Origin of the sequence: Flavobacterium sp. (genome assembly GCF_044349645.1) — a bacterium.
Classification (GTDB): Bacteria; Bacteroidota; Bacteroidia; order Flavobacteriales; family Flavobacteriaceae; genus Flavobacterium.
On the sequence record NZ_JBIKQP010000007.1, the window covers coordinates 40,990 to 54,405 of the forward strand.

General features: G+C 34.6%; 9 protein-coding genes and 1 tRNA gene. 9 read left to right on the plus strand and 1 reads right to left on the minus strand.

Annotated elements, in window-relative coordinates:
- Nucleotide 1 precedes the first annotated feature (1 nt).
- The 4 genes from atpH to AC9UFV_RS02735 all read left to right on the plus strand — a co-directional run bounded on the left by atpH (nt 2) and on the right by AC9UFV_RS02735 (nt 3,582).
- Entirely contained in the window at nt 2–535 is a 534-nt protein-coding gene (gene atpH / locus AC9UFV_RS02720; protein WP_509572515.1) for an ATP synthase F1 subunit delta, read from the plus strand.
- A 14-nt stretch (nt 536–549) separates the two neighbouring features.
- Nucleotides 550–2,127, plus strand: a complete 1,578-nt coding sequence (gene atpA, locus AC9UFV_RS02725) for a F0F1 ATP synthase subunit alpha (protein ID WP_509522428.1) — start codon at nt 550–552, stop codon at nt 2,125–2,127.
- 80 nt (nt 2,128–2,207) lie between these two features.
- Nucleotides 2,208–3,068 (plus strand): ATP synthase F1 subunit gamma, encoded by an 861-nt coding sequence (gene atpG, locus AC9UFV_RS02730; RefSeq protein ID WP_509572517.1) that lies wholly within the window; start codon nt 2,208–2,210, stop codon nt 3,066–3,068.
- Nucleotides 3,069–3,144: 76 nt separating this feature from the next.
- Nucleotides 3,145–3,582, plus strand: coding sequence for a GNAT family N-acetyltransferase (locus tag AC9UFV_RS02735; RefSeq protein ID WP_509572519.1), 438 nt, complete (start codon nt 3,145–3,147; stop codon nt 3,580–3,582).
- Between the two features lie 10 nt (nt 3,583–3,592).
- On the opposite strand, the gene AC9UFV_RS02740 is transcribed toward AC9UFV_RS02735, so the two are convergent.
- The gene (locus AC9UFV_RS02740; RefSeq protein WP_509572520.1) at nt 3,593–4,042 is read right to left on the minus strand and encodes a 6-pyruvoyl trahydropterin synthase family protein; all 450 of its coding nucleotides are present in this window, start codon (nt 4,040–4,042) and stop codon (nt 3,593–3,595) included.
- 103 nt (nt 4,043–4,145) lie between these two features.
- On the opposite strand from AC9UFV_RS02740, the gene AC9UFV_RS02745 reads away from it, so the two are divergent.
- The 5 genes from AC9UFV_RS02745 (at nt 4,146) to AC9UFV_RS02765 (ending at nt 13,409) form a co-directional block, all read left to right on the plus strand.
- Nucleotides 4,146–4,219 (plus strand) — tRNA-Ala (locus AC9UFV_RS02745).
- Between the two features lie 287 nt (nt 4,220–4,506).
- Nucleotides 4,507–6,660: a T9SS type B sorting domain-containing protein gene (locus tag AC9UFV_RS02750; protein ID WP_509572522.1), complete on the plus strand. Its 2,154-nt coding sequence runs from the start codon at nt 4,507–4,509 to the stop codon at nt 6,658–6,660.
- A gap of 22 nt (nt 6,661–6,682) precedes the next feature.
- Nucleotides 6,683–7,606, plus strand: a complete 924-nt coding sequence (locus AC9UFV_RS02755) for a PorP/SprF family type IX secretion system membrane protein (protein ID WP_509572524.1) — start codon at nt 6,683–6,685, stop codon at nt 7,604–7,606.
- A gap of 17 nt (nt 7,607–7,623) precedes the next feature.
- The gene (locus AC9UFV_RS02760; protein ID WP_509572526.1) at nt 7,624–9,495 is read left to right on the plus strand and encodes an OmpA family protein; all 1,872 of its coding nucleotides are present in this window, start codon (nt 7,624–7,626) and stop codon (nt 9,493–9,495) included.
- A 29-nt stretch (nt 9,496–9,524) separates the two neighbouring features.
- Nucleotides 9,525–13,409 (plus strand): PKD-like domain-containing protein, encoded by a 3,885-nt coding sequence (locus tag AC9UFV_RS02765; protein ID WP_509572528.1) that lies wholly within the window; start codon nt 9,525–9,527, stop codon nt 13,407–13,409.
- Nucleotides 13,410–13,416: the final 7 nt, after the last annotated feature.

Below are 13,416 nucleotides of genomic sequence, written 5' to 3' on the forward strand. Positions count from 1 at the left end.
TATGTCAGGAATTAGAGCAGCAATTCGTTATGCGAAAGCCATTTTAGAAATCGCCAACTCAAAAGGCGTGGCTTCTGAAGTGAGTGCCGACATGACATTAATCGCAAAAACAATTACTGGGAATGCTGAATTGACTCATTTCATTCAAAACCCATTAATTAAAACAGACACTAAAAAAGACGTGGTTGCTGAAGTATTTGCTTCAGTTAATCCCGTAACTCAAAGTCTTTTCCATTTATTATTGGAAAACAAAAGATTTGAAATTTTAGCTGCAATTGCAGTTGAGTACAATAATTTGTTTGACGTAATGAACGGAGTTGAAGTTGCAAAGGTAACTACTGCTATCCCAATGGATTCAGCATTAGAAGCTAAAGTATTAGCAAAAATTGCTACTTTTTCAGACAAAAAAGTAACCATTGAAAACACCGTAGATGCTTCAATTATTGGAGGATTTATTTTAAGAATAGGCGATAAGCAATACAACGCTTCTGTTGCCAACAGATTAAACGTATTAAAAAGAGAATTAAGTAACTAGTTATTTATATAATTATGGCGGAAATTAAACCTGCTGAAATATCAGCAATATTAAAGAAACAAGTAGAAGGTTTTGAAACTGGTGCTACATTAGAAGAAGTAGGTTCTGTACTTCAAGTTGGAGACGGTATTGCTCGTGTTTATGGGCTTTCAAATGTTCAATACGGGGAGTTAGTAGAATTCGAAAACGGATTGGAAGGTATCGTTTTGAACCTTGAAGAAGATAATGTTGGGGTGGTACTTTTAGGACCGTCAACTGGAATTAAAGAAGGTTCAACTGCAAAAAGAACTCAACGTATTGCCTCTTTAAAAACTGGTGAAGGAATGGTTGGACGTGTAGTAAACACTCTTGGTTTCCCTATTGATGGAAAAGGACCAATAAGTGGTGAGTTATACGAAATGCCATTGGAAAGAAAAGCTCCTGGAGTAATTTTCCGTCAACCGGTAACTGAACCATTACAAACAGGTATTAAAGCGGTAGACGCTATGATCCCAGTTGGTCGTGGACAACGTGAGTTGGTTATTGGTGACCGTCAAACAGGTAAATCTACTGTTTGTATAGATACAATATTAAACCAAAAAGAATTTTACGATGCTGGAAAACCAGTATTTTGTATCTATGTTGCAATTGGGCAAAAAGCATCAACTGTAGCAGGAATTGCAAAAACATTAGAAGAAAAAGGAGCAATGGCATACACCATTATCGTTGCTGCAAACGCTTCTGATCCAGCTCCAATGCAAGTTTATGCTCCTTTCGCAGGTGCTGCAATTGGAGAATACTTTAGAGATTCAGGTCGTCCAGCTTTAATTGTTTATGATGATTTATCTAAACAGGCAGTTGCTTACCGTGAGGTTTCTCTTTTATTAAGAAGACCACCGGGACGTGAGGCATATCCTGGAGACGTTTTTTACTTGCATAGTAGATTATTAGAAAGAGCTTGTAAAGTTATTGCTAACGATGACATTGCAAAAAATATGAACGACTTGCCAGATACCTTGAAAGGAATCGTAAAAGGAGGAGGATCATTAACAGCTTTACCAATTATTGAAACTCAAGCGGGAGACGTTTCTGCTTATATCCCAACGAACGTAATTTCGATTACTGACGGACAGATTTTCCTTGATGGAGATTTATTTAACTCTGGGGTTCGTCCAGCAATTAACGTAGGTATTTCGGTATCACGTGTTGGAGGTAATGCTCAAATTAAATCGATGAAAAAAGTTTCAGGAACATTAAAATTAGATCAAGCTCAATTCCGTGAATTAGAAGCTTTCGCTAAATTTGGTTCTGATTTGGATTCGGTTACATTAAACGTAATTGAAAAAGGAAAAAGAAACGTTGAGATATTGAAACAAGGATTAAATAGCCCTTACACTGTTGAAGATCAAGTAGCTATTATCTATGCTGGTTCAAAAAACTTATTGAGAAACGTACCTGTAAATAAAGTGAAAGAATTCGAAAAAGACTTTTTAGAATTTTTAAACAACAAACACAGAGATACTCTTGATGCTTTAAAAGCTGGAAAATTAGATGACAACATTACTGCTGTTATCGAAAATGTAGCAAAAGAAGTTTCAGCGAAATATAACTAAAAACAATTTGAAAATTTGGAAATTTGGAAATGTAAAATTGCATTTTCAAATTTTCAAATTATCTAATTTTCAAATTTAATATGGCAAATTTAAAGGAAATCCGTAATAGAATTAGTTCCGTTTCATCAACGATGCAGATTACTTCTGCGATGAAAATGGTTTCTGCAGCAAAGCTTAAAAAAGCACAAGATGCTATTACAGCAATGCGACCTTATGCCGAAAAATTAACGGAATTATTACAAAATCTTTCTGCAAATCTTGATGGCGATGCAGGCGGAGAGTTTACTACTCAACGTGAAATTAAAAAAGTATTAATTGTAGCAATAACTTCAAATAGAGGTTTGTGTGGTGCATTTAATTCTAATATAATTAAGGAAGTAAAAAATAGAGCTTCATTATACGAAGGTAAACAAGTAGATGTTTTTGCAATAGGTAAAAAAGGAAATGACGCTTTAAGCAAAACCCTTAGTGTTGTGGAAAATCAAAGTTCAATATTTGACGATTTATCATTTGAAAATGTTGCTATTATTGCCGATGTTTTAACTCAAAAATTCATTACTGGAGAGTACGACAAAATCGAATTGGTTTATAACCAATTTAAAAATGCTGCTACTCAAATAGTTCAAACAGAGCAATTCCTGCCATTAGAATCATTGAAATCGGATAAAACAGCTTCAACGGGAGATTATATTTACGAGCCTACAAAAGAAGATATTGTTTTAACTTTGATTCCTAAATCATTGAAAACGCAACTATACAAAGGGATTAGAGATTCATTTGCCTCAGAGCATGGAGCTAGAATGACAGCAATGCATAAAGCGACAGACAATGCAACTGAATTGAGAGACCAATTGAAATTGACTTATAATAAAGCACGTCAAGCGGCAATTACAAACGAAATCTTAGAAATTGTTGGTGGAGCAGAAGCTTTAAAAGGATAAAATAAAAAATTATTTTTATATAAAGAGTCACGTTATGCGTGACTCTTTTTTTTAATTTTATAATTAAATTTTTATAATGGAAATACTACAATTAGAAACAGTTTCAGAAATGGTTGCGCAAATTGAAACCATTCATTTTTTGTACCCAAACATGACCGTTGAAACCTATGAATCGTACTTAAGTAATATGTTACCAAATGGTTACAAACAAGTAGCTGTTTTCGAAAATGATCAGTGTATTGGGCTATCTGGTTTCTGGTACAATACTAAGTTATGGACTGGGCCGTATTTAGAAATCGACAATTTCATTGTACATCCAAATCACAGAAAAAAAGGAATTGGTAAAATAATTACCGATTTTATTGATTCTAAAGCAAAAGAACTTTCGTGTACTTGCATTGTTTTAGATGCTTTCACAGGCAATTTCCCTGCCCATCGATTTTATTACAATCAAGGGTATGAACCACGAGGATTTCATTTTATCAAAACAATAGATGAAAACGGATTTTCGTAATTAAGTTAAATTAATTATCGGATTGGTACCATTCCGCAAATGAAGTTTCTGTTTCTTGCAGTTTTAATGAATGCAATTCAATTCCTTGAGGCAATCTATTTTTTATTCTATTAGCAAAATCGACAACCATATTTTCGCTTGTAGGTTGATAATCCACTAGAATAACATGGTGATCACGAGATTGTAATTCCTTTGCCAACTCAATGTGAGGCGTATTTTTATTAAATACTGTTGCATGATCAAATTGATCTACGATTTCCTCTTTTACAATTTTTTTTAAATCGGTGAAATCGATAACCATTCCGAATTTAACATTTGAATTATCGGTAATTGGTTTTCCAATAACCGTTACAGACAATTTATAGCTATGCCCATGCACGTTTTTGCATTTCCCATCATAGCCATATAAAGCATGACCGGTTTCAAAATTAAATTGTTTGGTAATTCTGATATTGCTCATTTATAAAGTATTTGAATGCAAATTTAGTAAATTGTAACCATTCTGCTTTCAAAAATAGAAGTTGCTTTATATAAAAGTAAAATAATGTATATTTGTGCAAGCAGGGGGATTAGCTCATTTGGCTAGAGCGCTACGCTGGCAGCGTAGAGGCGATCGGTTCGAATCCGATATTCTCCACAACATATTTGGCTATTTATTAAATTTTCACTTATAATTTATCATTTCAATAAATTAAATAAGCCAATACAATTATTCTAATATCTTATTAGCTATACAACACCACAACATTTTTTTTAAAATATTTACAATTTTCCAATTGCAAGTATTTTCTAAAGATAATATTGCTTATTTTATTGGTTTGCTTTGTTAAGTACATAAATATGTATAGTTTTTATATAATTCAAATCAATTCAAATCATAGATTAGTTTCCTAAATTAGACTTTTTAATTATTATTATCATTTTATGAAAAAAGTTATTACACTACTCTTTTTGATTTTATCTGTTTCATTGTATTCTCATAATACCTCAAAAACACCCATTCTTCCCCCAGCTTTAGTATTAAGTTATACCGCTACAAATCCTACATGTCCTGGGTTGAATAATGGCGCAATCTATGGAACAGTAACGGGAGGGAATTTGCCGTATTCCAATTTTTCATTATCAAATGGTACAACCACTTTAACAAGCGCTACAGGAGTTTTTTCTAATTTAGCTCCGGGGACTTACACGCTTTCTATATCAGATGTTTTTTCAACGGTTACTCAACCCAACATTATCCTAATTGCTCCTGGTGATTTATCGATAAGCGCACCGGCAACAATTTGTTCTGGAACACCAACTACTCTTTCTGTAAGTGGAAATGCAACTGGTTTTCTTTGGACAGCATCGCCACCAGATGCTAGTTTAACCTCTGCCAATAATACAAGCGCATCTCCGGTGGTTAGTCCTACGCAAACCACAACCTACACGGTTACTTCTGCAGGGAATTCACCGTCAGCAAATATGGTTACAAATGGTAATTTCTCACAAGGAAATCTAGGGTTTACTTCTGACTATTTGTATATTGCAAATGCCGGAACTTCGGGAGTTCAACGCGCCTATGGAGTAGTAACTACTGCCAATGCTTGGTTTCAGTTTTTCCCGAGTTGTAATATTGAGCATACTACCGGAACAGGGAAAATGATGGTTATTGATGGCTCTACAATTAATGCTGGAACTGATAAAGTTTGGGCTCAAACAATTACTGTACAGCCCAATCAAACTTATACTTTTTCCTATTGGGTGCAAACCGTGGCATTGCCGAATCCAGCTAATTTAGAAGTAAGAATTAACGGTGTAGTTGTTGGAACCGACCTAGCTCCTTCTTCAGAATGCAATTGGTCTTTAAGAACATATACTTGGAATTCAGGGACTTCAACTTCAGCTCAAATTGCTATTTATGACAAAGTGGTAGCATCTGCAGGTAATGATTTTGCACTTGATGATATTTCATTTACAACCAATGTAGTTTGTAATTTATCAAAAACAGTTGTAATCACAGTTACACCAAGAATAACGCCAACATTTAACGCTGTAAACCCTATATGTGTTGGAGCTACATTATCCCCATTACCTACAACCTCCAATAATTCAATAACAGGAACATGGTCGCCAGCGCTTAATAATTTAGCAACTACAACCTATACATTCGTTCCAACTTCAGGGCAATGTATTGCAAATGCAACCTTAACAATTACGGTGAATCCAATAGTAACGCCATTATTTACTTCGATAAATCCAATTTGTTCAGGCGCCACATTATCGCCATTACCTACAACTTCTAATAATTCAATTACAGGCACATGGTCGCCAGCGTTAAATAATTTAGCAACTACAACCTATACTTTTACTCCATCAAACGGTCAATGCGCAACAAATGGAAGTATTATTATCAGCGTGATTCAAAATGTAACTCCAACATTCACCCAAGTTCCTACTATTTGTTCAGGAGCTGCATTGTCGGCTTTACCTTCAACTTCCAATAATTCAATTATTGGAAACTGGTCACCAGTATTAAATAATTCGTCAACGACCACATATACTTTCACGCCAAGTAGCGGACAATGTGCTACAACCGCCACGATGACAATTACCGTAACCCCTTTTCCTGAGTTTACAATTACTAAGGGTTGCGACGGGAGTAATTTTGTACTGAGTGCTGTGGGAATTGGAACTTTAAATGCTAGTTACATTTGGTACAATAATTTGCGTCAAAATATTGGAACTTCACCTTCAATTAGAATTACAAATGAAGGGAATTATAGTTTAGAATTATCAAATAATGGATGTAGCGAGGAAAAACCAATTTCAGTCAATAATATTAAATGCACCATTCCAAAAGGAATTTCTCCTAATGGCGATGGCAATAATGATATTTTTGATTTGAGTAACTTAAATGTTCAAAAACTTCAAATTTTTAATCGATATGGAATTGAAGTCTATTCTAAAAGTGATTATACCAATGAATGGACCGGAAAATCAAATTCTGGAGCCGAATTGCCCGACGGAACCTACTATTTTGTAGTTCAATATACAAATGGGAAAACCAAAACGGGTTGGGTTTATATCAATAAATAATCATAGCAATTACTTCTTCGAAATGAAAAAAATACTTTTAACAGCGCTACTACTTTTCTTGACTTCTATAAATGTCAATGCACAACAATCACCACATTATACACAATACATGTATAATATGAACATAATTAACCCAGCTTATGCAGGATCAAAGGAGAATTTGTCTTTTGGATTACTTTACAGAAAACAATGGTTAGATATTGAAGATGCCCCAACAACTTTTTCACTTTCAGGATCGGCACCTGTTGGGAAAAATGTAGGAATAGGATTGTCTATAATTTCAGATAGAATTGGTCCAGTTGACGAAAATAATATTTATGGTGATTTTTCATATACTTTGAATTTAGGTGGCGAACACCGATTGGCTTTAGGATTAAAAGCTGGAGTTACTATTCAAAAAATAGGTTTGTTTAGCGACATTAACAGTTCGCTTCAACAACAAGGAGATGGTGCTTTTGCGCAAGATTCAAACACATCAAATCTTAATTTTGGAACGGGAATTTTCTATTATACCAACAAATATTATTTTGCAGCTTCAATTCCAAATATGCTAAATAAACCTCATTTAAATAACGATGGTAATTTTTATCTTGAAAAGAAAGTGCCACATTATTTTATTACCGGAGGCTATGTATTTGATTTAAATCCAAATTTAAAATTCAAGCCTTTTACAATGGTAAAATCGGCATATAATTCCCCAATATCACCTGATGTTTCTGCCAATTTCTTATATGCAGAAAAATTTGAAATGGGCGCTACTTATAGACTACAAGACTCGTTTGGCGCTATGGTAAATTACACAATCACGCCTTCTTTAAGAATAGGATACGCCTATGATCATATTATTTCAAATTTGAAAGTAACCACGCCTTCATCCCATGAAATCATATTATTATTTGATTTAAATTTCCCAAACAAAGTATCTCAGTCTCCTAGATTTTTCTAACCTTAAGCATCCAAATAATGAAAAAAATATATATAATATTAATTTTAGTTTTAGCGAGTCCCCAAATTTCTGCTCAAAACAAAGACACACAGATTGCGGATAAGCTTTTTAAAAAATTTGAATTTATTTCAGCGGCAGAATCCTATCTTAAATTAGTTGCTTCAAATAATGCAGATGGATATGTTTATAGACAATTAGGAGATTGTTATTTTAATATTTATAATACTAAAGAAGCGGCTAAATGGTATGCGAAAGCAATTGCAAAAAAGCAAGATTCTGAACTTTATTATCGTTTCGCACAGATGCTTAAAGCAAATGGTAATTATGCGGAATCAAACAAGCAAATGCAAAAATTTGCTGAAATGCAGCCTAATGATTCAAGATCCAAAATATTCTATGAAAACCCAAATTATGTTCCAGTTTTATTAGACCAGCGAAAATTTTTTGATGTTAAATCAATTGATATTAATTCTGATAAATCTGATTTTGGAGCTAATTTAATTGACAATACTATTTATTTTACAAGCGCCAGAAATTCAAATAGCAAAATTTACAGCTGGACAAAAGAACCCTTTTTAGACATCTATAAAGCCAATTTAAATGAAGATGGAACTATTAGCAACATTCTACTAATTAAAGAGATAAATTCAAAATACCACGATGGCTCAGTATCAATAAGCCAGGACGGAAGCACAATGTATTTTACAAGTGATAGTTTTAGAGAAAACTCTTTTGAAAAAGACAAAGCCAGAAAGTTAAAGTTGGGCAGAAACAATATTTTCAGCGCAAAATTCGTTAATGGTAAATGGGATGAAATTACATCATTGCCATTTAATAGTAAAGATTATTCTACAGGAAACCCTAGCATAAGCAAAGACGGAAAAACGCTATATTTTTCATCAAATATGCCCGGTAGTATTGGAGGTGTAGACATTTGGAAAGTAGCAATTTCTGAAACAGGAAGTTATGGGACCCCTGAAAATTTAGGCAAAAGTGTAAATACAGAAGGAAACGAGAGCTTTCCATTTATTACATCTGATAATGTACTTTATTTTTCTTCAGATGCCAAACAAGGATTAGGAGCGATGGACGTTTATAAAATCGATTTAACTAAAAATTTAGAGGCAAAAAATCTTGGGAAACCGGTAAATAGTGAAAAAGATGATTTTGCCTTCACAATCAATGAAAACAAAAACATTGGGTTTGTTGCAAGTAATAGAAACGGAAATGACGATATTTTTAAATTAATTCCTGTTTGTAATTATGAAGTAAATGCGATTGTGACCAATGCTAATTCGGGCGAAATTTTAGCTGAAGCCAATGTTTCTATTTTAGATGATAAAAGCAACATAATTTCAAATATAAAATCGAATAACAAAGGAGAAGTTTCATACACTGTAGATTGTGAAAAAACCTATACGATTCAAGCGATTAAAGACGGTTTTGAAGGCAACTCATTTGCAGTAACAGCTAGTAACAAAAAGGGCGGGAGTATTAAAATTGACGCTGTATTAAAGCCAATTTCAGAAATAATTACTGAAAAAGAAGTGAAGCTGAATCCAATATTCTTTGAATATAATAACAGCAATATTACTCTACAAGGCGCATTTGAGTTGGACAAATTAGTTCAAATAATGAAAAATAACGAAAAGTTAATTATATTTGTAAAGTCACACACCGATAATAGGGGTACTGATGAATTTAATTTACTTTTGTCAGATAAGCGTGCAAAATCAACTATTCAATATGTAATTTCTAATGGGATTGATCCAAATAGAATTTCCGGAAAAGGATTTGGCGAAACAGAACCAAAAGTAGATTGCAAAGAAAATTGTACTGAAGAAGCGCATGAACAAAATAGACGTTCAGAATTCTTAATAGTGAAATAATATAAACAACCAGAATGCAACCCAATAAAATGAAAAAAAATATTAAGCTTTTACTTTTTTCAATTTTAATATCCTTTTTCACTACTATTTCAGCGCAAACACTGATAAACGGTAATTTTGAATCAGGAGGAAACGGGGTTGGGTTTTTAATTAATGGCGCTGGATACACCCAAATTAACCCTACAACTGGCTCAAGTACTTCGGGTAATTATGCAATTACTACTAATCCTCAATTATTAAATAGCAACTTTATTTCCGGTGGAGACCATACTTCGGGATTTGGAAGGATGTTAGTTATAGATGGCAATACTGTCCCAAATTCGAGACTTTGGTCATCAACTTCAACCGGTGGAGCATTGACAGGTTTCACAGCAGGAAGTGTTTATACTTTTAGTTATTGGATAAAATCGGTTTCAAATGATGTAACCAATAATGCAACACAAGCAAATATTAATGTGTTTTTTGTAAATGCCTCTAATGTAAATCCCGCAAGTACCAATAGTTATGCGCCACTTCCAAGTCAAGGGTGGACTCGAGTAAGTTATACTTTTACAGCCACGGCAAATAATGCTTTAATAGAATTAAGAAATAATAATTTAAGTGTATTAGGGAATGACTTTGCACTAGATGATTTTGCTATTACACCAGGAGCACTTCCTTTAACATTATCACAAACTTCCATTAATCCAACTTGCCCAACGTCATTAAACGGGTCAATTAGAGGAGTTGGTGCCGGAGGAATTTTTCCATATTCTTATTCGTTAGTATCAAGTTTAGGCACAACTTCAAATGGAACGGGAGTTTTTAGTAATTTACCTGCAGGAACTTATACACTTTCAATTCAAGACGCAGCTGGAGCAACGGTTGCACCAATTATTGTGATATTGACCCCGCCAAATGATATTGTTATTAGTGCACCAGCCACCATTTGCGAAGGCACCTCAACCAATTTATCTGTTGTTGGAAGCCCAGACCCCTATTTTTGGACCGCAAACCCTCCTGATCCAAGTTTAACAGTACTGAACAATACAAGCACAAACCCAACAGTGAGCCCTACTACAACTACCACCTATACTGTTACTTCTGGAATACCTGCCAATCCAACAAATCTCGTTATTAACGGAGATTTTTCTATGGGAGATTTTGGATTTATAACTGATTATATAAATTACCTTCCTGGAACCGTACCTGCTTCAGGAGTTCAGGGTGCTTATGGAGTGGTAACCAATCCAAGAAGTTGGTTTACTCCATTTTCTCCATGTACAGACCACACTTCTTCAGGAGGAAATATGTTAGTTGCCGACGGTTCTACAACAGGAACAGCTAGAATTTGGTATTCACCAGCGCCTATTACAGTTATACCTGGAAAAAATTATACATTCAGTTATTTTTTAACAGCAGTAGTTAGTGGAGGCCCAGCAAAATTGGAAGTATTAATTAATAATGTTCCCATAGGCCCTATAGCAACCGCTCCATCTAGCCCATGTGTTTGGGATGAACATTCTTATGTATGGAATTCAGGAGCCAATACCTCCGCAATAATTAGTATTATTGATAGAGAAACTTTTGGTAATAATGATTTTGCAATTGATGATCTTTATTTTAGAGAAACACCGACATGTACCTATCAAAAATCAGTAACTATTACTGTTAATCCAAATCCTGCTCCTACAATTGGGACAATTACTCACCCAACTTGTTCTACAACTGGAAGTGTTGTATTAAGTGGATTACCATCAGGAAACTGGACCATAAATCCTGGAGGAATTACGGGAAATACTTCTTCAGTTACAATATCAAATCTAACACCAGGAACCTACAATTATACTGTTACCAATGCTGCAAATTGTACTTCTCTTCCAGTTAGAGTAGTTATAAATCCAATTCCAAATATCGTAACACCAACATTTAATACAATTGCACCAGTTTGTGTTGGCACTACTATTGTGCTTCCTTTACTTTCCGCAAATGGCGTTAACGGGACTTGGTCACCAGCATTTAATCCTAATGTTACTACAACCTATACATTTACACCAAATCCTGGAGAATGCGCAACTACCGCAACAATACAAGTGGTAATTACTCAGATTCCTTCGGTTGTAGCTACTCCTATTACGGAAACAATTTGTTCATTACAGTCTACAGGAATTTCATTATCAAGTTCAATGTCTGGAACTACTTTCAGTTGGACTACAACCGCAACTGATGTTTCTGGGGACGCTTCTGGAACAGGGAATGTTATTTCACAAGTATTAACCGCAACAGGAACTTTAGTTGGAAATGTTCAATATACAATTACCCCAACAAACAATAGTTGTTCAGGTTCGCCAATAAATGTCACTGTATTGGTAACTCCAAAACCAACATTAACAGCGACTGCAGTTTCCAATTCAATTTGTTCAGGGAGCGCAACAGCTATTAATTTAGTTGGATCAATGCCCAACACTAATTTTAGTTGGAATTTAATTCAAAACAATGTAACCGGCGGAACAATTGGAAATGGAAATGTAATAGCTCAAACATTAAACACGATTACCAATTCTTCTGGTGAGGCGGTTTATGCAATTACTCCAATAGTAAATGGATGTCGAGGAATTACTACCACTGTTTCTATAATTGTAAATCCAATTCCGGCAGCAATAATCAATCCTGCAGCAGGACAAACACTTTGCTCAGGAGAAACTACCGCGATATCTTTTTCGAGCCCTGTTATAAATACCACTTTTAATTGGACGGTGAATCAAACAAATTTAACGGGAACCTCTCTAGGTACTGGAACCTCGATTGCTCAAATTCTATCGGTGGTATTACCATCTGTAGGTACCGCAATCTATGAAGTTACACCAACCTCAAACGGGTGTGTTGGAACTCCAGTTCAAGTATCAGTAAACGTAAAACCAATCCCGGACTTTTCATCTGTTCCAACTCAAGCCCCAATTTGCTCAGGAGATAGTACTTCAATTGCCTTGACACCAAGTTTAACCGGAACTGTATTATCATGGACAGTAGTTCAAAACGGAGTTAGGGGTGCTCTAGCAGATTCAGGAACTTCAATAGTTCAAGTATTAGAAACAACAGGATCTAATGCTGGAGATGCAATTTATACCATTACCCCTGAATTAAACGGATGTGTGGGTGCTCCAATTTCGGTATCTGTAATTGTAAATCCATTGCCGCGACCTTCATTAACAGGAGGAAATATTTGCGTTGATGCATTAGGAGTTGCCTTTACAACTTATACATTAAATAGCGGTCTAAATAATACCGATTATACCTTTCAGTGGTTTTTAAATGGTGTTTTACAAAATTTCTCAAATGGGAATACTTTTGTAGCATCAGCGGCGGGTAATTATTCTGTAATTGCAACGAATGTATTAACGGGTTGTTTTTCTTCTAGTGTTTTTGCAACAGTTACTTCATCACTTCCAGCAACAACTATTTCTGCAGTAGGAACCTTTGCATTTGATCAAAACGCTTCAATAACAGTAACTGCATTAGTTCCAAATCCAAACTATCAATACTCACTAGATTATGGTGCTCTACAGTTTTCAAATGTATTTACTAATGTAAATCCTGGAAGCCATTTAGTAACCGTTACCGATACAAATGGTTGTACTAATTTAAGCACCAATGTATTTATTATTGGTTATCCAACTTTTTTTACTCCTAATAGCGATGGGTTTAACGATTATTGGAATGTGATTGGAATGGAGAGTCAACCTACCGCCAACATCTATATTTTTGATCGTTATGGAAAGCTCATGAAACAAATAAGTTCTAAGAGTTTAGGATGGGATGGCACCTATTTAGGCTCACCAGTTCCTTCCTCAGATTATTGGTTCACCATTGAATACATTGAACCATTAACCACTGATGTTAAAGTATTTAAATCCCATTTTTCATTAAAAAGGTAAACTCAAA

Coding starts and splice junctions, on each gene's coding strand:
- atpH (WP_509572515.1), top strand. CDS start 2: ATGTCAGGAATTAGAGCAGCAATTCGTTATGCGAAAGCCATTTTAGAA.
- atpA (WP_509522428.1), top strand. CDS start 550: ATGGCGGAAATTAAACCTGCTGAAATATCAGCAATATTAAAGAAACAA.
- atpG (WP_509572517.1), top strand. CDS start 2,208: ATGGCAAATTTAAAGGAAATCCGTAATAGAATTAGTTCCGTTTCATCA.
- AC9UFV_RS02735 (WP_509572519.1), top strand. CDS start 3,145: ATGGAAATACTACAATTAGAAACAGTTTCAGAAATGGTTGCGCAAATT.
- AC9UFV_RS02740 (WP_509572520.1), bottom strand. CDS start 4,042: ATGAGCAATATCAGAATTACCAAACAATTTAATTTTGAAACCGGTCAT.
- AC9UFV_RS02750 (WP_509572522.1), top strand. CDS start 4,507: ATGAAAAAAGTTATTACACTACTCTTTTTGATTTTATCTGTTTCATTG.
- AC9UFV_RS02755 (WP_509572524.1), top strand. CDS start 6,683: ATGAAAAAAATACTTTTAACAGCGCTACTACTTTTCTTGACTTCTATA.
- AC9UFV_RS02760 (WP_509572526.1), top strand. CDS start 7,624: ATGAAAAAAATATATATAATATTAATTTTAGTTTTAGCGAGTCCCCAA.
- AC9UFV_RS02765 (WP_509572528.1), top strand. CDS start 9,525: ATGAAAAAAAATATTAAGCTTTTACTTTTTTCAATTTTAATATCCTTT.